The organism is Novipirellula methanifontis (assembly GCF_052161655.1).
Taxonomy (GTDB): Bacteria; Planctomycetota; Planctomycetia; order Pirellulales; family Pirellulaceae; genus Novipirellula.
The window spans coordinates 1,717,243-1,736,526 of record NZ_CP197418.1 but is presented as its reverse complement, the minus strand read 5'-3'; the positions used below and the strand labels follow the sequence as shown (position 1 = coordinate 1,736,526).

General features: G+C 55.2%; 14 protein-coding genes, 1 tRNA gene and 1 pseudogene. 6 read left to right on the top strand and 10 right to left on the bottom strand.

Annotated features, from left to right (window positions below):
• Window positions 1–6 precede the first annotated feature (6 nt).
• The gene (locus tag SH528x_RS06115) at window positions 7–1,011 is read right to left on the bottom strand and encodes a zinc-binding alcohol dehydrogenase family protein (protein WP_442509637.1); all 1,005 of its coding nucleotides are present in this window, start codon (window positions 1,009–1,011) and stop codon (window positions 7–9) included.
• 45 nt (window positions 1,012–1,056) lie between these two features.
• On the opposite strand from SH528x_RS06115, the gene SH528x_RS06110 reads away from it, so the two are divergent.
• Window positions 1,057–1,389: a hypothetical protein gene (locus SH528x_RS06110; RefSeq protein ID WP_442509636.1), complete on the top strand. Its 333-nt coding sequence runs from the start codon at window positions 1,057–1,059 to the stop codon at window positions 1,387–1,389.
• Window positions 1,390–1,419: 30 nt separating this feature from the next.
• Here the strand turns inward: SH528x_RS06110 and SH528x_RS06105 are convergent.
• Window positions 1,420–1,494 (bottom strand) — tRNA-Pro (locus SH528x_RS06105).
• A 360-nt stretch (window positions 1,495–1,854) separates the two neighbouring features.
• Between SH528x_RS06105 and pheT the strand changes: the two genes are divergently transcribed.
• Complete coding sequence (pheT, locus tag SH528x_RS06100) at window positions 1,855–3,867, top strand: phenylalanine--tRNA ligase subunit beta (RefSeq protein WP_442509635.1); 2,013 nt, start codon at window positions 1,855–1,857, stop codon at window positions 3,865–3,867.
• A gap of 7 nt (window positions 3,868–3,874) precedes the next feature.
• Here the strand turns inward: pheT and SH528x_RS06095 are convergent, their stop codons facing one another.
• The 3 genes from SH528x_RS06095 to SH528x_RS06085 all read right to left on the bottom strand — a co-directional run bounded on the left by SH528x_RS06095 (window position 3,875) and on the right by SH528x_RS06085 (window position 8,351).
• Window positions 3,875–4,066: a hypothetical protein gene (locus tag SH528x_RS06095; RefSeq protein ID WP_442509634.1), complete on the bottom strand. Its 192-nt coding sequence runs from the start codon at window positions 4,064–4,066 to the stop codon at window positions 3,875–3,877.
• Between the two features lie 554 nt (window positions 4,067–4,620).
• Window positions 4,621–6,426, bottom strand: coding sequence for an ABC transporter ATP-binding protein (locus SH528x_RS06090; RefSeq protein WP_442509633.1), 1,806 nt, complete (start codon window positions 6,424–6,426; stop codon window positions 4,621–4,623).
• A gap of 131 nt (window positions 6,427–6,557) precedes the next feature.
• Window positions 6,558–8,351 carry an ABC transporter ATP-binding protein gene (locus tag SH528x_RS06085; RefSeq protein WP_442509632.1) on the bottom strand — a complete coding sequence of 598 codons (1,794 nt, stop codon included), beginning with the start codon at window positions 8,349–8,351 and terminating at the stop codon, window positions 6,558–6,560.
• A gap of 565 nt (window positions 8,352–8,916) precedes the next feature.
• Here SH528x_RS06085 and glyA point away from each other — a divergent pair.
• Window positions 8,917–10,170 (top strand): serine hydroxymethyltransferase, encoded by a 1,254-nt coding sequence (gene glyA / locus SH528x_RS06080; RefSeq protein WP_442509631.1) that lies wholly within the window; start codon window positions 8,917–8,919, stop codon window positions 10,168–10,170.
• Window positions 10,171–10,276: 106 nt separating this feature from the next.
• Window positions 10,277–10,732, top strand: coding sequence for a response regulator (locus SH528x_RS06075; RefSeq protein WP_442509630.1), 456 nt, complete (start codon window positions 10,277–10,279; stop codon window positions 10,730–10,732).
• 98 nt (window positions 10,733–10,830) lie between these two features.
• Here the strand turns inward: SH528x_RS06075 and SH528x_RS06070 are convergent.
• Window positions 10,831–11,811, bottom strand: a pseudogene (locus SH528x_RS06070) (ISAzo13 family transposase); the annotation flags it as partial.
• Window positions 11,812–12,944: 1,133 nt separating this feature from the next.
• Window positions 12,945–14,591, bottom strand: a complete 1,647-nt coding sequence (locus SH528x_RS06065; RefSeq protein WP_442509629.1) for an outer membrane protein assembly factor BamB family protein — start codon at window positions 14,589–14,591, stop codon at window positions 12,945–12,947.
• Between the two features lie 264 nt (window positions 14,592–14,855).
• On the opposite strand from SH528x_RS06065, the gene SH528x_RS06060 reads away from it, so the two are divergent.
• Complete coding sequence (locus tag SH528x_RS06060) at window positions 14,856–15,434, top strand: DJ-1/PfpI family protein (protein ID WP_442509628.1); 579 nt, start codon at window positions 14,856–14,858, stop codon at window positions 15,432–15,434.
• A gap of 162 nt (window positions 15,435–15,596) precedes the next feature.
• On the opposite strand, the gene SH528x_RS06055 is transcribed toward SH528x_RS06060, so the two are convergent.
• Window positions 15,597–16,607 (bottom strand): nucleoside hydrolase, encoded by a 1,011-nt coding sequence (locus SH528x_RS06055; RefSeq protein WP_442509627.1) that lies wholly within the window; start codon window positions 16,605–16,607, stop codon window positions 15,597–15,599.
• A gap of 301 nt (window positions 16,608–16,908) precedes the next feature.
• On the opposite strand from SH528x_RS06055, the gene SH528x_RS06050 reads away from it, so the two are divergent.
• Complete coding sequence (locus tag SH528x_RS06050) at window positions 16,909–18,027, top strand: pyridoxal-phosphate-dependent aminotransferase family protein (RefSeq protein ID WP_442509626.1); 1,119 nt, start codon at window positions 16,909–16,911, stop codon at window positions 18,025–18,027.
• Window positions 18,028–18,268: 241 nt separating this feature from the next.
• Here SH528x_RS06050 and rplL read toward each other — a convergent pair whose 3' ends face one another.
• Window positions 18,269–18,679, bottom strand: a complete 411-nt coding sequence (gene rplL / locus SH528x_RS06045) for a 50S ribosomal protein L7/L12 (protein WP_442509625.1) — start codon at window positions 18,677–18,679, stop codon at window positions 18,269–18,271.
• A gap of 57 nt (window positions 18,680–18,736) precedes the next feature.
• Window positions 18,737–19,261 carry a 50S ribosomal protein L10 gene (gene rplJ, locus SH528x_RS06040; RefSeq protein ID WP_442509624.1) on the bottom strand — a complete coding sequence of 175 codons (525 nt, stop codon included), beginning with the start codon at window positions 19,259–19,261 and terminating at the stop codon, window positions 18,737–18,739.
• Between the last annotated feature and the right edge of the window lie 23 nt (window positions 19,262–19,284).

The window sequence follows — 19,284 nt, the reverse complement described above, 5'->3', positions numbered from 1 at the left end:
CCACGATCAAAATCCGTCGAGTACGTTCTTTCCGATCGCACGACTACTCTCTTGCTCGGCGTGAGCCTTCTTGAGCGTATCGACGCTGAGCTTGCCGAGGTTGTTATTCACCGTGGAAATCAGCGTGCCATCATCGATCATTTCCGACACTCGATTCAACAGCTCGTGTTGCTTCTCGATGTCATCCATTTGGAACATCGAACGAGCAAACATGAATTCCCAACTAAAACTCAATGCTTTAGCTTTACCAGATTTGATGTCAAGCGTTGCCGGATCGTCGATGAATGCGACGTGACCACGAGGCTTGATAAGTTCAATGATGGCTGGGAAGTGCCCGTCGGTGCCTGTTAGCGAAGCAACATAGCGAGGCTCAAGCTTCAGTCCCTTCAGTTGATCGACAAGTGACTCGCGGTGGTTGATGACGTGGTCGGCTCCCATCTTCTGAACCCACTTGGTAGTCTCCGGCCGAGACGCAGTGGCAACGACCGTCAATCCGGTGAGTTTCTTAGCCAGTTGAATCAGGATCGAGCCGACGCCGCCTGCACCACCAATCACCAAGAGGCTTTCGCCTTTGCCTTCGCCTTCTTTGACGGCGAGCGAATCGAAGAGGAGTTCCCAAGCAGTGATCGAGGTCAGCGGGAAACCGGCGGCTTCCGCGAAGCCAAGCGACTTGGGCTTCTTGCCGACAATCCTTTCGTCGACAGCATGCAACTCAGAGTTGGTGCCTGGTCGTGTGATGTCGCCAGCATAGAAAACTTCGTCACCTACTTTGAACTTGCTCGTTTCGCTGCCGACCTTTTGAACCACGCCTGCCGCGTCATAGCCGATGACCTTGGTGCCGCTGTCCGGTTGCTGATTTTCGCGGACTTTTACATCTACGGGATTCACCGAGATTCCACGCACTTCGACCAACAAGTCGTGCGGTCGCAACTCAGGTGTCTCCGCTTCAAACTCGATCAGTGCATCGGCGGCGTCAATCGGGCCCGCTTGCTTGTATCCTATCGCTTTCATCTCTAATCCTTTTTCTTTGTGGGATATCCGATCTGAGGTTGGCCGTTGGAGGCAATCTCAGTCGAGCACGGTGGAATCGTCTTGATTGTACGTGAAAGAACGTTGGACGAGGCGATTAAGACGCTGATCGAAATGGCCGAACAATCGCGACCAGGAATGATCGCTTCGACCGGTGAAGTTCTGAGCACGACCGTTCGCCTTAAAGACGGCCAATCGCGTGGAACGTTGGTCAAGCTTCCAGCCGGATATGCTGGAAAGATCCGGTGCCACGGCTTCGCCTTCCGCGATGTCGAAATCCAAGGTCAGGCATCTTATGGGCCCGATGGACAATCGCCGTTACCCGTTGCTCCTAAACGAAGAACAGCTCGCCGCAAATGAATGCGACGAGCTGCTTTAATCTTCAAATAATCGGGCCGACTGGATTTGAACCAGCGATCTCCACACCCCCAGTGTGGCGCGATATCCAGGCTTCGCTACGGCCCGTGATTCGTCTTCGACGCCCCTCACAGGTGGGGAAGGCTGTCGCCATTCCCGCTGCTCTTGGGACGTTTGAATCAACGTTCTGAAGATGCTAATCCAATACGTTCGTTCTCGCTAGCCCGGATTAAATAGGAAGTCGATTGTGCCTTTTTTCCCGATGTCTCGTGTTACCTGAACGGTAAAAAGGCTCGTTTTTATAGGGATACGAGTGTTTTGGCAGAGCTGGAAATCTGGGTTGGTCGTAGTAGCGGAAGTCGTCAAAACAGGAAAACGAGACGCTCGGTTTTGCGAAATCGTCCCATTGGATAACCTATTGCCTGTCTCGTTCGCTCGCTTTCACCCCGTTACCCCACTGCTACCACGATGCTCGTTTCTTGGAATTGGCTCTCCCGCTACCTCGATCTGCCAATGAGCCACGAAGAATTGGCTCTCCGCCTGAGTCTGTCAGGGCTGAACCACGAAGAAACGACCACCGTCGATGGCGATGTCGTGATCGATCTGGAAGTGACCAGCAACCGAGGCGATTGCCTGGGACACCTTGGCGTGGCTCGTGAAATTGGCGTGCTGTACGACTTGAGCGTCAAAACGCCGAAAATCGAGCTGAGCGAAGCGGGTCCGAAAATTGAATCGCTGCTGAGCGTCGAAAACCGCTACAGCGAAGCTTGCCCTCGCTACACCGCCCGGGTGATCCAAGGCATCAAAGTCGGACCGAGTCCCGAGTGGATGGCCACTGCACTGAAGGCCGTCGGCATCGGCGTGGTCAACAACGTCGTCGACGCCACGAACTACGTGATGATGGAATGTGGCCAACCGCTGCACGCATTCGATTACGGCAAAATCGCTGAGAAGAAAGTTGTGGTCCGCCAAGCGGCGAAGAAAGAAACGATCGAGGCGATCGATCATCGCAACTACGAACTCGACGAAGCAATGTGTGTGATCGCGGACGCCAAAGAGGCTCAAGCGGTTGCGGGCGTGATGGGCGGTGCGGTTTCGGAAGTCGACGACACGACGACCGATCTGGTGATCGAAGCGGCAGTCTTCACACCGCTGCTGGTCCGTCGTGCGGCTCGCAAGCTGAAATTACAAAGCCCATCGTCCTACCGATTCGAACGCCGCGTCGATCCCGTTGGCGTCGATTGGGCAAGCCGCCGGGTTTGCCAATTGATCTTGGAAACTGCGGGCGGGAAATTGGCTCAGGGCGTTATCGACACCGCACCTGAGATCACGCCGAACGCGCCCGTCACGTTGCGGCTGAGCCAGGTCGAACGCGTGCTGGGGATCAAGATCGATCGTGAAGAGATCGAGCGGATTTTGGTGAAATTGGGCTGCGAACACGACAGCGGTAGTGACGCCTATGTGCCGCCGTCGTGGCGACATGACTTGGGACGCGAGGCCGATTTGATCGAAGAGGTAGCGCGGATTCATGGTTACGAAAATATTCCCGAGGATGCTCCGATCCCGGTCGCACCGAGCAGCAAACGAGACTTCGATGTCGCGATGGAACGCGTTCGATCGGTGATGACAAGCGCGGGATACTCCGAAGCGATGACTCCTAGCATCGTGACCAACAAGCTCGACGAATCGCTTAGCCCGTGGACGGAATTGCCGGCGTTAAAGACGGACACTGCAATGTTAAAGGGAGCTCGTACGCTCCGCCGATCGTTGATCCCTAGTTTGCTCGAAGGACGTGCGAACAACTGGGCATCGGCCAGTATTCATGCGGACTTGTTCGAGATAGCTCATATCTATTTGCCACAAGAAAGCAACGAAGCGTTGCCAAGCGAGCAATATTCGTTGGCGATGGTTTCGGGTTGCGATTACTTGGAAATGAAGGGAGCGATCGAGACGCTGTGCCAGCGAATGGGCATCGCCGATGCAGTGCAGGTAAAAGCGATCGAGCGGAGTGGGTTTGCCAAGGGCGCCGTCGTCGAAGTCAGCTGTGGAGAGCGAATGGTGGGCTATCTCGGTATCGTCGATCCGAAAGTGTTGAAGTCGTGGAAGTTGCCAGCGTCCGTCGTTGCTGCGGAGTTCTCGCTGCCAACACTGCTGGAGGCCGCTTCGCTTGTTCCGCAACAGCAGAGCGTCAGCATGTTCCCGTCGGTCGAACGCGATTTGAACTTTGTCGTGGCTGAATCGGTCCGCTGGAGCGAGTTGGAACGAGTCGTTCGGGCAGCGGTAGGCGAAGAGCTTGCGGGCGTTCGCTATTGTGAAACGTATCGTGACGAAGCCAAAGACGGCAAGGATCGCAAACGAGTGCTGATGTCGGTCTCATTGCAACTGCACGACGGCACGCTGAGCGGCGAACAGGCCGACCAATTGATTGGCCAAGTCATCGGCGCATGCAAGAAAGAGCTGGCCGCCGAGTTGTTATCGTAGGCTGGACTCAACGATTGTCGCTCGGCTTTCCAAGCCGTTCGCGTGCTTCACGATTGAACGTCGAGGCGAGAGTGCCTGCGTTCCATGCGCCGAACGTTCGATCGTAACGGTTCCAGCTTGGAAAGCTGGCCGACAATGCTCCGCTGCGGTGCCGGCCGACGATTGTCGCTCGGCTTTCCAAGCCGTTGGCGTGCTTCACGTTTGAACGTCGAAGCGAGAGTGGCTGCGTTCCATGCGCCGAACGTTCGATCGTAACGGTTCCAGCTTGGAAAGCTGGCCGACAATGCTCCGCTGCGGTGCCGGCCTACCATTGTCGCTCGGCTTTCCAAGCCGTTGGCGGGCTTCACGTTTGAACGGTCGAGGCCAGAGTGACTGCGTTCCATCTGCCGAACATTCTTCGTAACGGTTCCAGCTTGGAAAGCTGGCCGACAATGCTCCGCTGCGGTCCGGCCGACGATTGTCGCTCGGCTTTCCAAGCCGTTGGCGGGCTTCACGTTTGATCGTCGAGGCCAGAGTGACTGCGTTCCATGCGCCGAACGTTCGATCGTTACGGTTCCAGCTTGGAAAGCTGGCCGACAATGCTCCGCTACGGTGCCGGCCTACGATTGTCGCTCGGCTTTCCAAGCCGTTGGCGGGCTTCACATTTGAGCGTCGAGGCGAGAGTGACTGCGTTCCATGCGCCGAACGTTCAGTCGTAACGGTTCCAGCTTGGAAAGCTGGCCGACAATGCTCCGCTGCGGTGCCGTCCGACAACTACGACACGAAGCGTTCGTGCAAGTCTTTGTAGAGCCCGTTTTGTTTCAACAGTTCTTCGTGTTGGCCTTGCTCGACGATTTGTCCATGCGACATGACTAGGATTTGATCGGCGGTGCGGATCGTACTCAGGCGGTGAGCGATCACTAAACTGGTGCGATTCTCAAGCAATCGCCCAAGTGCGTGTTGGATTCGCAATTCGGTCAGCGTATCGACGGCACTGGTGGCTTCGTCCAAAATCAAAATTCGTGGATTAGCGACCAACGCGCGGGCGAAACAGATCAGTTGGCGTTGCCCCAGCGAGACGCGACCGCCACGTGATCCGGCTTGCGTTTGCAGCCCCTCAGGTAGATCGTCAATCAACCACTCGCAATCGAGTGACCGCAGCGCTTCGACCGCATCGGACTCGGTCGCTCCGTCGCGTCCAGCCACTATGTTTTGCAGCACGCTGCCGGTGAACAGGTAATTCTGTTGCGGGATGACCGAAATTGCACGCGAAATTGACTCGCTTGTTAACCCGCGTGTATCCAATCCATCGACGCAGATCTTGCCACTGCTCGGCAAGTAATTACGGGACACCAAATTCGCGATCGTCGACTTGCCGCTGCCAGTTTCACCGACAAGTGCCACCATTTGGCGTGGCTCGGCGACGAACGAAACATCCCGCAGCACCAAATGGCCAGGATCATAAGCAAACGAAACGTTTTCGACGGTTAGTTCACCGACGACTTGATCTGGCAATGAAACTGCCGTCGGCAGATCGGTCCACTCGGGCGGCGTGTCGAGCAATCGAAAGACGCGTTCGGCGCCGGCCATCGCCGTGAGTGCTTGGTTGTATTGGTTACCCAAAACTTGAATCGGGCTGAAGAATAATCCTGCCAGGAACCAGAACTGGATCAAATCACCCACTGGCATCGGATCGCTGGCGACGATCGCTCGGTACGCGCCGACGATCAAAACAAGTCCCAACGAAACTTGCCCGGTCAACTCTAGCAGCGGCATCAGCAAGCCGTTATGCCGAGCGCTATTCATGTTGTATTCAGCGTGATCGGCTGTCAATTGGCGAAACAATTCGGCATTGGTGTCTTCGCGAGCCAAAGCCTGAGTGACGCGAATCACGGCGACCGATTCAGCAATCGTTGCAGTCACGCGACTGAAACTTTCTTGGACATCGCGATAGGCTTCGCTGAGTCGGTTCCGCATCACGCGACCGATGATCCACATCACTGGACTCATCGCCAACACGACCATCAAAAGCGGCAGGTCGTACCAAGCCATGATCACTGCGGCGCCGATCATTTGCCCGCCCTGTACTAGACTGACAAACAACACGTCCTGGACGCCCACACGGACGGCATCGCAGTCGCTGGTGATGCGACTGATCACACGGCCCGTTTTGGTTTTCGCATAGAAACTCATCGGCATCTGCTGCAAATGCGAATAGACCGAGCCGCGAAGGTCGTGCACGATCGCTTCGCCCAGTTCCAATGCCAAGCGTTGGCGAAATACCAGCGTCAACTGAGTCCATGCAGCCAGGCCCAATACACCAAGCGATGCGACGATGATGGATGTCATCGTTCCCGCATGAGAGATCGGCCCGTTGATTACCGCCCCAATCGCCCATGCTAGTAGCGGCAATTGGATCGCGCGCAGCAGGACGAGCGAGAGCAGCAAGTTTCGTTTGGGCGCGTAGGGACGCATCAATCCCCACAACCGAGTCACCAACGACAGCGACAACGGCCGCCGATGCGGCTCGGCATCGGGGTCGCGTGTGACGCGAACCATCGGGGCGAAAGTGTTACTCATAAAGGTTTTTCTTAAAATTGTCGCTGATCGTTTGGGACGTTACTCTTGTTGCTGATGGATTTCATAATGTGGGATAGGCTTCCAGCCTGTCGAGGATGCAATGACAGGCTGGAAGCCTATCCCACTTTTGTTCAACGACTTTGGCTTTGTGCGACTTGGCGATACGGGCCGGGCTCGCGAATGAGTTCTTCATGGGTTCCTTGCTGGACAATTTCGCCACGATCTAACACGATCACGCGATCCGCCCCACGCAATGTGCTAAGCCGGTGTGCGACGATCAGCGTCGTCCGCCCCTTGGACGCTTCACTGAGTGACGCAAGTATTTCATGTTCGGTTTCAGGATCGATGGCCGAGACGGGATCATCTAGCAGCAGGATTGCGGGGTCGGTTAATAACGCTCGGGCCAGAGCAAGCCGCTGTCGCTGGCCGCCGGACAGCGACATTCCATACTCGCCCAAAATCGTGTCATAGCCGTCGGGTGCGGCTTCGATAAAGTCGTGAGCTGCAGCGAGCCGGGCAGCCATTCGTACTTGTTCTCGCGTCGCTCCGGGACAACCAAACGCGATGTTCGCTCCGATCGTGTTGCTCAACAGCATCGGTTCCTGCAGCACCAAGGCGACTCGTTGGCGAAGCGTTTTCAGATCCCACGTTCTGACGTCGACTCCGTCAATTTCAACCGTTCCGCTGGTGGGATCATAGAACCGCGGAATCAAACTTAGCAGGGTCGATTTCCCCTGACCCACCGCCCCGAGAATCGCCACCCGCTCGCCCGCACGAATGTGCAGCGAGATGTCCTTTAATACGGGATTGCCTGCGACATATTCAAAACCGACGTTGTGAAAGTGGATTTCGCCGCGAATCGAATCGGGCTGCCACGCGTCGTCGGGCTGCGAGACTTCTTCGGCCGCATCTAGCACCTCGAACACTCGCCGCGCCCCCGTCAATGATTGTTGGATCGTTCCGGTCAAGCTTGAAAGGCTGCCCACTTGGTTACTGAATTGTTGCAACAGTCCAGCGAAGACGATCAAACCGCTGCCTAGTGGCAAGCGTCCGATCGAAGTCAAATAGCCGCCGTAGATCAACAGCACAACGAGATTGATTTGCGTCAATAGCTGGATCGCGGGACCAAACCGACTGACACGCTGAAAGACTTCTTGTTGTTGATTCAAAAGATCATCGTTGGCTGCGTCGAACGATTTGATCTCAGCTGTTTGACGCCCCAGCGACTTGATTACTGCGACGCCGTCAACCGTTTCGGCCACACGCAAAACAAGCAGGTCAAACAAGTGACGCGACTGGTCGTACATCGGCCGCACGATTCGCGAGAAACGAATGCTGGCCCACCAAACAACGGGCGTGGTCGCCAGACAAACCAACGTCAACATGGCGTCGATGCGAATCATGAACGTCAAATAGAAAACCAGCGACATCGCCAGGATCGACAATTGAATCAACACGCCGTCGATGAATGCACGCGTGGCTTGAACGTCGCCAGTGACCCGATTGATGATCGTGCCGGCAGGTTGATCGTGATAGAAACTCAAACTCAGTCGTTGCAGTTTCGCATAAACCTCGGCACGCAAATCGACCACAATTTTGCGGTGCACCAATGTGCCTGAGATGATCGCGTAACTGTAGTTCAGCAGCGCACGAACGATCGCGACCACGATCATGGCAACCGCGATTGCGACAACCTGAGTCAACGGGGACCAGAGGACGGGAAAGCGAACTCCGAAAGGGAGAGCGGGGAAATCAGGGGTGTCGTGCGAATAGAACCGGATGACGTCGATTGCGAGCCCCCCGAGTTGGACGAGCGAGACGGCCAATCCCATCAGAATCGCTTGTAGGAAGAGCATCGCCGCGCACCAACTGCGGTAACGCCATGCCAGTCTCAGTAATCGCTGAACGACTTCAAAATTTGACATATCGCTCAGCGAGTCTCGATGATGCAAAGGAGGAGGTTGAGTTTTGGGAAAGCCAGGTCAGGCCCGGTGCCGCAGCGGACGAAATACGAGACAAGTCCCACTGCGTACCGGTTCGATCCAAATATCTTGCCACAATTCGGCGATCCAGACAGTGGCTCTCGTCTTGAAAAAGGGCCGCCGGAATCGAGCAGTTTGATAGCTTTCGGTTATCTTGGTTCAGAGAAATGCGGGAAGGATGAAGAAGCTGCGTTTTGGCGGCGGAGTGACGGGCGATTTATTCTGCGGGTAGTGGACGAGGCGACGAGTCCTGTTTTCTTCATGTTTTACCCCTGGGGACTCGTTGCCTCGTCCACTACGCCTCGGGGCCGGGATTCGTAGCCTCATCCACTACATGTCTTGCCGGGATTCGTGGCCTCATCCACTACGTGTTTTGCAGAATTCCTTTTTTGGACCATTTCCCTGCGTTTGGCGACATTGACGCTTTGCGTTCCGCGGTCGACAATCGTGGCCGCCGTGGTGCGAAGATCGCAAGCTTACTTCTATCCTATTCCCCTCGAAGAAACTCATGAACTGGCTGCAGCAGCAAGACCCTGAAATTTGGGAAACCATCCAAGCCGAAGCCACCCGCCAGCAGGACGGGTTGGAGATGATCGCGAGCGAAAACTACACCAGTCTGGCGATTATGCAGGCTGCGGGCAGCGTTTTGACGAACAAATACGCTGAAGGCTATCCCGGACGTCGCTATTACGGCGGTTGCGAGCACGTCGATGTGACCGAATCGCTGGCGATCGAACGAGCCAAAAAGCTGTTTGGCGCCGAGGAAGCGAACGTTCAACCGCACGCCGGATCGCAAGCTAACACCGCTGTCTATTTGGCGTGTTTAGAGCCTGGTGATTCGGTGCTCGGTTTGGATCTCGCCCAAGGCGGACACCTGACTCACGGTATGAAGCTGAACATCAGCGGCCGGCTGTACAATTTCCACAGCTATGGCGTGGATCCGAAAAATCACCGCCTCGATTTTGACCAAATCGCCAAAATGGCTCGTGAGCACAAACCCAAGCTGATCGTTGCTGGGGCGAGCGCATATCCCCGCGAGATCCCTCACGATCGTTTCGCCGAAATCGCGAACGATGTTGGTGCCAAGCTGATGGTCGACATGGCTCATTACGCCGGTTTGGTCGCCTCGGGACAGCACAACAGCCCAGTGCCGTACGCCGACTATGTCACCACGACGACGCACAAAACGTTGCGTGGTCCCCGCAGCGGATTGATTCTTTGCAAGAAGGAACATCTAAAGCTGGTCAACCGTAACGTCTTCCCGGGTACCCAAGGTGGCCCGCTGATGCACATGGTTGCGGCCAAGGCAGTTTGCTTTGCCGAAGCGATGACGCCGGCGTTTAAAGAGTATGGCAAATCGCTAGTCACAAACGCCAAAACATTGGCCGAAACGCTGATGGCGGCGGGATTGCCATTGGTCAGTGGCGGCACCGACAACCACTTGATGTTGGTCGATGTAACCGCCGTTGGACTGGGCGGTAAGAAAGCCGAAGCCGTGCTGGAAGCCTGCGGCATCACCGTCAACATGAATATGATTCCGTTCGATGAGCGGAAGCCGATGGATCCCTCGGGCATTCGCATCGGAACCCCCGCTCTGACGACACGTGGGATGGGAACCGATGAAATGAAGCGAATTGGTGGCTGGATCCATCAAGCGTTGTCCAATGCGGACGATGCTTCGCTGCATCAATCGATTCGCAACGAGATCCGCGAACTCTGCAAGAGTTTTCCGGTTCCTGCAGGCGACCACGCTACCGCCTAGCGCGACGTCGAGCTCTCGCTCGCTAAAATATCGGTGGCAACAAGACGACTTGTTGCCACCCGTTCTGCCCCCCCTTTTTCACGTCGTCCACGATTCTGAAAACGTTATGCACCGCATTCTAATTGCTGATGACAACATCGCGAACCGCGAACTACTCGAAGCTTACTTGGTAGGCGTCGACTGTGACACGGAAACCTCGGTCGATGGTCAAGACACGCTGGACAAAATCGAATCGTTCAAGCCGGACTTGGTCCTGCTCGATGTGATGATGCCCAAGCTCAGCGGGTTTGAAGTCTGTAAGAAAGTCAAAGACAATCCGGCGACCAGCCGGGTGATGATCTTGATGGTGACGGCGCTGAACGAACTGGGCGACATCGAGCGTGCGGTAACCGCAGGCACCGACGACTTTCTTAGCAAACCGGTCAACAAAGTCGAACTCGTCAAACGAGTCGAAAATATGTTGAAGCTAAAAGGGACCGAGGACGAGCTGGAGCGTCTGCGTCGCTACATCCAAGAAATGGAAGACGGCAACGACAAAATCCAACCGCCGGGCGACGCGTAAGCCCGCGCAGATCGATTCGTAGCGAAACTCGCAAAGAGTTTCGCGATCGCATCGGTGAATTGCCGAAACATTGTCGCTCGGCTTTCGGGACGTGAAATCTATTGTTGATGCATTTCTGGTGTAAGCCGGTAGTTATATTCCGGCAGATCCGTGAGGTATTCTACAGGAGGGTCCTTGGTGCGTTGGATCTGTTTCCGTGATGCTGGCGTAAATGACTTTTGGATGATGTGGCCGGTTGTCACGAGCCCTGTTGAGGTTGTGGCCCGGGATTCAATTGCCATGACCATCTCCCGAAGTGCTGTAAAGAGCTGACCGCTATAGGCCCGCTCGACCCACGGAAAAACGCGACGTTCGATAGGGTTGTATTTGGAACAAAAAACCGGGTAGTGCGCCACCTGAATTGGTAACCCGAACTCAGCTGACAAACGTCCCAAGTGCCACTTAAAAGTACTTGATTTATTGCTGTTGCTCCCACCACAGTCCAGCAGCACAAGGATTCGATCAGCCGTGGAGAACAGTTGGCGGCCGATGTGTTTCCAAAACCATCCCAGACTATGGCAAGAAAAGGCTCCAGTGTCATGGCTGGTGTTTAGATTCATGTGGGCAATATTCTGTTGTGGAGCGTAGATCCCGTGGGTGATCACCTCCGCTTGGGCGTAAGAAGGCAGCGCGTGATCGAGCACATCAATCGGACCATCGGCAAGAACTTCACCCGGTCGATGGACGTTACCCAGCAGTTCTTTCTGTTTGCTGTCGATACTCAGAACCGCGTCTTTTGTACGGCGAAACCGCTTTCGCATCTGATCAATAATGCCGAACTGCTCATCACGGTTACGGCTGGGAGCTTTGGTCACCGATTTGACTTGTTGTCGCTTTCGGAGGTTCCTCTCGCGACACAGACGAGCCACCACAGGACGAGAGATGGAAGTGCAAGCCTCGCACAATCGTTTCGTGATTTCGCTGATGGAAAGACAAGTCCAGTGAACGGTACAGTCCGTTGGGCTTCCTGCGGTTCGCTCATCGAGAATCTCATCTAACTCATCGAGAACCTCCGGATGAGCCTCTTCTTTTTTGGTCGTCCGGCCCCCTTCTTCCGGACTCTACCTTCTGCGGGGTCGTCTGCATTGCTAAGACGCTCAAGTTCAGCTCGCCCACGAGTGATAGTGGAATGCGAACAACCTAGAAGTTGACTGAGATACTCACACCCGCCATGTGGCAGGGCCAAAGACAGGGAGGCAGCGTAACGCCGCTTGTTTTTCTCGGAAAGGGAGTTGAAAACCGCCTTGATTTGTTCCTCCTTTTCAGGAGCCAGTAATGAATCATTTTGAATCATGTCCATCCTCCGTGGATGTTGAAGTGAAATAGATTGAACACTCCAGACATGGGCCGCAATTTCCATTCCTGTCCCGCCGCGACTTTGCTAGCAAAGACATCCGTCAGTAATACATTTCACGTCCCCCAAGCCGTCGGCGGGCTTCACGTTTGAACGTCGAGGCGAGAGTGACTGCGTTTCATGCGCCGAACGTTCGATCGTAACGGTTCCAGCTTGGAAAGCTGGCCGACAATGATTCGCTGCGGTGCCAGCCGACGATTGTCGCTCGGCTTTCCAAGCCGTCGGCGGGCTTCACGTTTGAACGTCGAGGCGAGAGTGACTGCGTTCCATGCGCCGCACGTTCGATCGTAACGGTTCCAGCTTGGAAAGCTGGCCGACAATGATTCGCTGCGGTGCCAGCCTACAATTGTCGCTCGGCTTTCCAAGCCGTTGGCGGGCTTCACGCTTGAACGTCAAGGCGAGAGTGACTGCGTTTCATGCGCCGAACGTTCATCGTAACGGTTCCAGCTTGGAAAGCTGGCCGACAATGGTTTGCGGCGGTGCCGGCCGACGATTCTCGCTCGGCTTTCCAAGCCGTTGGCGGGCTTCACGCTTGAACGTCAAGGCGAGAGTGACTGCGTTTCATGCGCCGAACGTTCGATCGTAACGGTTCCAGCTTGGAAAGCTGGCCGACAATGGTTTGCGGCGGTGCCGGCCGACGATTCTCGCTCGGCTTTCCAAGCCGTCGGCGGGCTTCACGTTTGAACGTCGAGGCGAGAGTGGCTGTGTTCCATGCGCCGAACGTTCGATCGTGACGGTTCCAGCTTGGAAAGCTGGCCGACGATGGTTTGCGGCGCCGAGAAGCACCGAAACTCTTGGCGAGTTCCGCTACGACAGCTCTTACATTCCGCCGAATGGATCGGCGCCAAAGGGATCCGCCCCGCCGCCGGCTGGTGCGGCAAACGGATCCGCTCCAGGAGCTGCAAATGGATCAGCACCGGGAGCCGCGAAGGGGTCATTTCCAGCGGGCACACCAAATTCATTCGATTCAGCAGGCTTCTTTTCCTCCTCCTTCTTTTCCTCTTTCTTCTCAGCTTTCTTCGCGTCGCCATATCCTTCGCTAATGACTGGCATATCAACATCGGCGCTCCGCAAGCACTGAACGGCTCCGGTGCTGCCGATCAGATACAAACGGTCGGTCTTTGGATTCCGCAACAAGCGTTTGGGCCGGATGCCAGGAAACGACTCGATTTGCCTTCCAGTCTTCAAATCCAATACAGAAAAGGCTCCGCTAAGCGTGGTGACATAGAGCTTATCGCCAATCGTTCCCACCAATTCATCAATGTTGGATGCCGAGTCCTGCCAAGTGCTGATCCCGTCAGCCAAACCAAGAGAATAAAGGTTGCCATAGGTGGATCGAATCAGCAGCTGTTCACCAGCGATAATGGGTTGGTTGTAAAATGGTTCGCCGTAAGGCCGGCTCCAAAGCACTCGACCTGTTCGCGTTGCCTCGATGCCGTAGACTTGTCCTGATTCGGAACCAAAAAAGAAGCGATCACCGCTCGTCGCCGCAATCCGAGCGCTAACGATGCCATCGGTGTTCAAGCGAAACATTACTGAGGGCTCGCCCTGGCATTCCATACTGTAGACGAAACCTTGGTCAGTCCCCCACGCGATTCGCGTTGACCCGGGCGCTTTGACTGGCAACGCAAGTGCTCGGCCTGCCACACGTTCGCGGAACGGGACACGAGAGGTATCGAATAAGGGGTAGCCTTCGATCCCATTTTGGATCGTCGCAATCACTGCGTAATCGCCTGCGTTGATCGCACCAAAAATGGGAACATTGACCGTCCGTCGCTCTTCAATCAATTCACCATTGGTGACATCAATTTTCAACAAGTTGCCACCGTTGACCACGGTAACAAAATACTCGCCGACTCCGAGAGCTTTGTAGCCAAGCCGCGCGACACCAACGCGAACCATCCAAACCGGTTCGCCTGATTCGGCGTCGCGGCACTCCAACGTGCCGTCGTTGCCGAGCGTGTAAAGGCAAATACGTGGAACGATTCGTGAATCGATTTTTGCTTCGATGCCACGTCGCTTCAGTCGACGAATCTCATTGTTGGCCAATCGTTCGGCTTCTGGCTTGCCAATTGCTTTGCCATGCGCATTGACTCGATCGGTAGGAATTCGCACTAGCACGTTTTTGGTCGTAGCGCCGTTTTCGATCGGCTTGGCCTCTTCGTTGACCGCGTCCGCTTCTTCGGTGGCAACCGGATTAGCTGCTGCAGCATTAACCCCCACAACCTCGACGTATTCGCGAGGATTTTCGACGTGGACATAAATCTGTTGATCCACCATCGATTGGACGCCAACAGGAACCTCGGTTTGCCGTCGCCAAGCCTCGACCAACCCCAATCGCGTCGTTTGCTGGGCGGTCAAGAAATCATCTGCGCGGCTGATCCTAGAATCCCCCAGCATCAACGCCGTGGTGGCGATAAGGCAAACGGCGACAGGAAAGCTAGTAATACGGAAAACAAAGGGCATGCGCACGGCGAACACCTAGCTCACAAAATGGAGGGACGAGCAGCGAGAATAGTCCCGCCTATTCTAATCGCTTGTTTCCGCGATGGCGAATCGGCGAAAAAAACGAGTGAACGAAATTTCAATTCGGACGGATTACACCGATTTTAAGGCGAAAACTCGCCACCGATGGTGCCGAAACGACTCGGATGATTAAATGGGGCGACGGATTTGGACGTCCCGCCTCCGCTTAATCACACCTGAACCAACCCAGCAAAATCGAAGATCATGGCCAACAAACAAATCTTGATGCTCGTGGGCGACTATGTCGAAGACTACGAAGCGATGGTCCCGCTACAGATCCTAAAAACGTTTGGACACGAAGTCGCCACAGTGTGCCCCGGCAAATCCCCGGGCGATACAGTCGCGACCGCGATCCACGACTTTGACGGCGACCAGACGTATTCCGAAAAGCCCGGGCATCGATTCGCCGTCACCGCCGACTTTGACGCCGTCGACCTTGACGCGTTTGACGCGTTGGTCATTCCAGGTGGACGGGCACCGGAATACCTCAGGCTCAACGCAAAGGTTTTGGAAATAGTGCGTCATTTCTTTGACGCCGACAAACCGGTCGCTGCGATCTGCCACGGCGCCCAAATCTTGGCGGCCGCAGGCGTTCTGAAAGGGCGAGAGTGCAGTTGCTACCCGGCATGCAGCCCTGAGGTCACACTGAGCGGCGGTCAATACATGGAGCCTGCCGAGACGATGGACTCGGCGCATGTGGATGGCAATCTCGTCACCGCGCCGGCATGGCCAGCCCATCCCGCTTGGATGCGGGCGTTCGTTGACTTGCTGGAAAAAGCCTAGCGTTTCGAAACAGGGTAAAAAAAGTCGCCCGACGTCTCCGACGTCGGTTTTAGGACTGACAGGCAGGGCGACTACCCACTCTCGTCTCGGCGATTAAACGCCAGGTACGCCAACGGCTTGGAAAGCCGAGCGACAATCGTAGGCGACCGACGTCGTGGACCATTACTTGCTCGGCGGTTGGCTCGAGAGCAATTGCAACGCTTCGAGCACTTTGGGCCGCAAGTCTTCGCGAACCAAAATGTATCGATCGCGACCATTGGCAGCCGCTTCGAACGTGGTTACCCCATCGTCAGCCATTTGCACTTTCCCAGGCTCGGACAACGCAAAATATTCATGGTCCGGACGAACCCCGTACAGCACACTGGTCAAATCCCAGGTCGGTCGATCATGAGGCGGTGGCATGTAAAGAATATAGGCTTCCGACAATGGATGATGATCGACGTATCCGTAATCTCGCAGGATGCTTTGATGAGGATAAGCAAGCGATTTCCCGACCGCGTACCCGCTCCATACAATCGGTGTGGGCCAATCAGCGACGATCCTCTTTGCTGACGGGAGGTCCTTGATCAGGTTGTATTCCTTGTGACCGTCAGTAAAAGCACCGGCCATGATCGACAGCAAACGCACTTTCCTCTTGACCAATTCGACACCAGCAAGCGGGCTGACATCATCCGCTTTGGAGGCGAGCAAATTGGCGAGGTTCGTCGAAAACCCGACTTGGGCGATCACAACCGAACCATCGCTTGCATCGGCTAGCGACTTCCGCAACACGGCTACCGCGTCGGGTGCATCGTTACCCGAGGTCAAATCGTGAGGATAGCGAAGTTTGCCGTTATCTTGCTGTGTTGCCAATATGTTGAAGCGACCTGCGGCGTCAGTGACACCACTGCGACAGACACCGATCGGAATGTCGCCGCGACCATAGAATGTATTGACCGCGTCGACAAAGGGAGCCGCTAACTCATGATCTTTGGTGATCGTGACGGCTAACAATTCGCATTCACCACGCGATTGCAGCGAGTGGATCATCCCCAACGCCAACGCATCGTCGACGTCATTGCCGATGTCCGTGTCAAAAATCAACGGTACAGGATCGGGGCGTTGCTGAGCAAACGAGAGCGAGGGCACGAAAACGAAAAGCGACACGAAAAGTGCACACAGCGACAAACGCATGGATGGAACCTTGGGAAGCCGAGGAAGGAGAGGGGCGGGATTGGATCGACCATCATACCTCGGACGCCATCGACTTGCACGCCAAAGCCATTGGTAAATTGAGTCACGAAGTGATTCATGTTTGGCTGGCTTGCGGGCCCAAAACATGTCAACTATTGCAAAGCTGGAACCGCCAATCCGGCAATTTGCCGAAAGAGAGACGTCTGCCTGCGTCACCGTCGATTGGCGCTGCAAAAACCGATAAGATAGAGTCCGCGACCTCGGTTCCCGCACTCGCCCCTCCTTTTTCAAAGACCGCTTTATGGCCACACGATCAACGCCTCCGCTGAATCCTCGTGAACGCATTCTGATGGGTCCTGGGCCGAGCACGGTGCCGGCACGCATCCTTCGCGCCCTCTCTGCCCCCACACTCGGGCATCTCGACCCCCAATTCATCGAGTACATGGATGACACGTGCCAACTGATTCGCGATGCCTATCAAACCAAAAACCTGCTGACCTTTCCGGTTTCGGGGACGGGCATGGCAGGAATGGAAGCGATCGTCACGAATTTGATCGAGCCGGGTGACGAGGCGATCGTCTGCATTAACGGCGTCTTTGGCGGGCGAATGAAAGACAATATGGAGCGCTGCGGCGCGACTGTGCATGCGATCGAAGTCCCCTGGGGCGAAACATTTAGCAAGGAAGCGATCGCCGAAGCGGTCGAAAAGCACCCCAACGCCAAAATGCTTGGCATCGTTCACGCGGAAACATCCACGGGAGCTCATCAAGATTTGAGCGGCTTGGCCGAGATCGTGCACGATGCAGGCATGCTATTGGCGGTTGACGCGGTCACGTCACTCGGCGGCCATGAATTAAAAGTCGATGAGTGGGGCATCGATGCAATTTATTCCGGCACGCAAAAGTGTCTGTCGTGCCCACCGGGACTTTCCCCTGTTTCTTTTTCTGAGAGGGCGCTCGAGCGAATTGACGCTCGAAAAACGAAAGCACAAAGCTGGTACCTCGATGTTTCGATGCTAAAGAACTACTACACCGGTGCGGGAGGCCGCGCGTACCATCACACCGCACCAATCAACATGATCTATGCGCTGCGTGAATCGCTGGCGATCGTGATGGAAGAAGGCCTCGAAAACCGGATTGCTCGGCATCGCGACATGCACTTGCTGCTTCGCAAAGGCCTCGAAGAGCTCGGATTTTCGTATATCCCCAAACAATCGCTGTGCACATTGAACTGCGTAGCACTTCCCGACGGCGTCGAAGACGCAGCGATTCGCAACCGCTTGTTGAGCGAGTACGACATCGAGATCGGCGGCGGGCTGGGCGTATTTGCGGGCAAGGCGTGGCGGATCGGGTTGATGGGACATTCCGCAACAAAACGAAACGTCGGCACCTTGCTTTCTGCGCTCCGCGACGTGATGTGATGTAGCGAAGTGCGCAGCAAAGATGCAACACAGGCACAAAGCCTGTTGAGGCAAGATATATTTGCGTAGCGAAACTCGCCCAGAGTTTCGAGCAGGCAAGGGGGTAACGAAACTCTTGGCGAGTTTCGCTACGAGAGCTGCTGACAGGCTGGAAGCCTATCCCAAACAAGCACAACGCGAAAAGCCCTGGTGAAATTCCACCAGGGCTTTCGAGTGTTTCGAGCAAGCGCCCAACAGCGAACTACTTGAGTTCGACGGTTCCGCCAGCTTCTTCGATTTCTGCCTTGATCTTGTCGCAATCTTCTTTCGATGCGCCTTCCTTCAAGGTGGCTGGGCAGCTTTCGACCATTTTCTTGGCTTCCATCAGCGAAGCGCCGGTCAGGTTCTTAACAACCTTCACAACGTTCAACTTCTTGTCACCGAAGCCGGTCAGGACGATGTCCCATTCGGTCTTCTCTTCAACAGCAGCGCCACCACCTTCAGCAGGTGCAGCCATCATAACTCCGCCGCCAGCGGCAGGTTCGATGCCGTGGACATCTTTCAAGTAATCGCTGAGCTCTTTGGCTTGCTTCAGGGTCATACCGGCGATCTTGTCGCCCATTTCTTTTGCTTCGGCGCTAAATTCGGCGACCGCGGTGCCTTCTTCGGACATTTCTAATACCTCAAAAACAGTTGGTGATTTGTTACGGAACGACTAACAAAAGAGCAACTACTCGTCGCCTTCTGCGATTTTCTTAATTTGACTGTTGAGCTTCTTGCCCGGACCGAGAAGTGCGGCCGACAATTGCGATCCAGGACCAAGAATTTGACCTGACAACATCGAGATTTGCTCTTCGCGGCTTGGCCACTTGCTGACTTCTTTCAAGCGATCCGCATCAAGCTTTTCGCCATCCATGACACCGCCAGCAGCGGTAAACTTCTCATACTTACTACTGTCCTTATCAAGTCGAACGATCTCCTTGACAAGAGAGACGAAATCAGACGCCCCCCAGCAAACAGCGACTTGCCCTTGAGTCCCCTCAAAAGCAGGTGCCAGCGATGACCCTTCGGTCGCTCGCCGAGCAAGAGAATTCTTGACGACCAGCATGCGAATTTCTTTCGCATCCAGCTCGCCACGAAGTTCGTTGGTAGTGATGGCGTCCATCCCGACATAGCTCACCAGCACGGCGTCTTCAACACCGTCTAGTTCGCGTTTGATGTCGCGAGTCACCAATTCTTTGACGTATTTACTCATCGGTTGGGTTCACTTAAGTGCGT

What these genes read in the sequence shown, in the direction of transcription:
- SH528x_RS06055 (WP_442509627.1), bottom strand. Translation starts at nt 16,607, where the DNA reads ATGCGTTTGTCGCTGTGTGCACTTTTCGTGTCGCTTTTCGTTTTCGTG.
- SH528x_RS06075 (WP_442509630.1), top strand. Translation starts at nt 10,277, where the DNA reads ATGCACCGCATTCTAATTGCTGATGACAACATCGCGAACCGCGAACTA.
- rplL (WP_442509625.1), bottom strand. Translation starts at nt 18,679, where the DNA reads ATGTCCGAAGAAGGCACCGCGGTCGCCGAATTTAGCGCCGAAGCAAAA.
- SH528x_RS06060 (WP_442509628.1), top strand. Translation starts at nt 14,856, where the DNA reads ATGGCCAACAAACAAATCTTGATGCTCGTGGGCGACTATGTCGAAGAC.
- rplJ (WP_442509624.1), bottom strand. Translation starts at nt 19,261, where the DNA reads ATGAGTAAATACGTCAAAGAATTGGTGACTCGCGACATCAAACGCGAA.
- SH528x_RS06115 (WP_442509637.1), bottom strand. Translation starts at nt 1,011, where the DNA reads ATGAAAGCGATAGGATACAAGCAAGCGGGCCCGATTGACGCCGCCGAT.
- pheT (WP_442509635.1), top strand. Translation starts at nt 1,855, where the DNA reads ATGCTCGTTTCTTGGAATTGGCTCTCCCGCTACCTCGATCTGCCAATG.
- SH528x_RS06085 (WP_442509632.1), bottom strand. Translation starts at nt 8,351, where the DNA reads ATGTCAAATTTTGAAGTCGTTCAGCGATTACTGAGACTGGCATGGCGT.
- SH528x_RS06090 (WP_442509633.1), bottom strand. Translation starts at nt 6,426, where the DNA reads ATGAGTAACACTTTCGCCCCGATGGTTCGCGTCACACGCGACCCCGAT.
- SH528x_RS06065 (WP_442509629.1), bottom strand. Translation starts at nt 14,591, where the DNA reads ATGCCCTTTGTTTTCCGTATTACTAGCTTTCCTGTCGCCGTTTGCCTT.
- SH528x_RS06050 (WP_442509626.1), top strand. Translation starts at nt 16,909, where the DNA reads ATGGCCACACGATCAACGCCTCCGCTGAATCCTCGTGAACGCATTCTG.
- glyA (WP_442509631.1), top strand. Translation starts at nt 8,917, where the DNA reads ATGAACTGGCTGCAGCAGCAAGACCCTGAAATTTGGGAAACCATCCAA.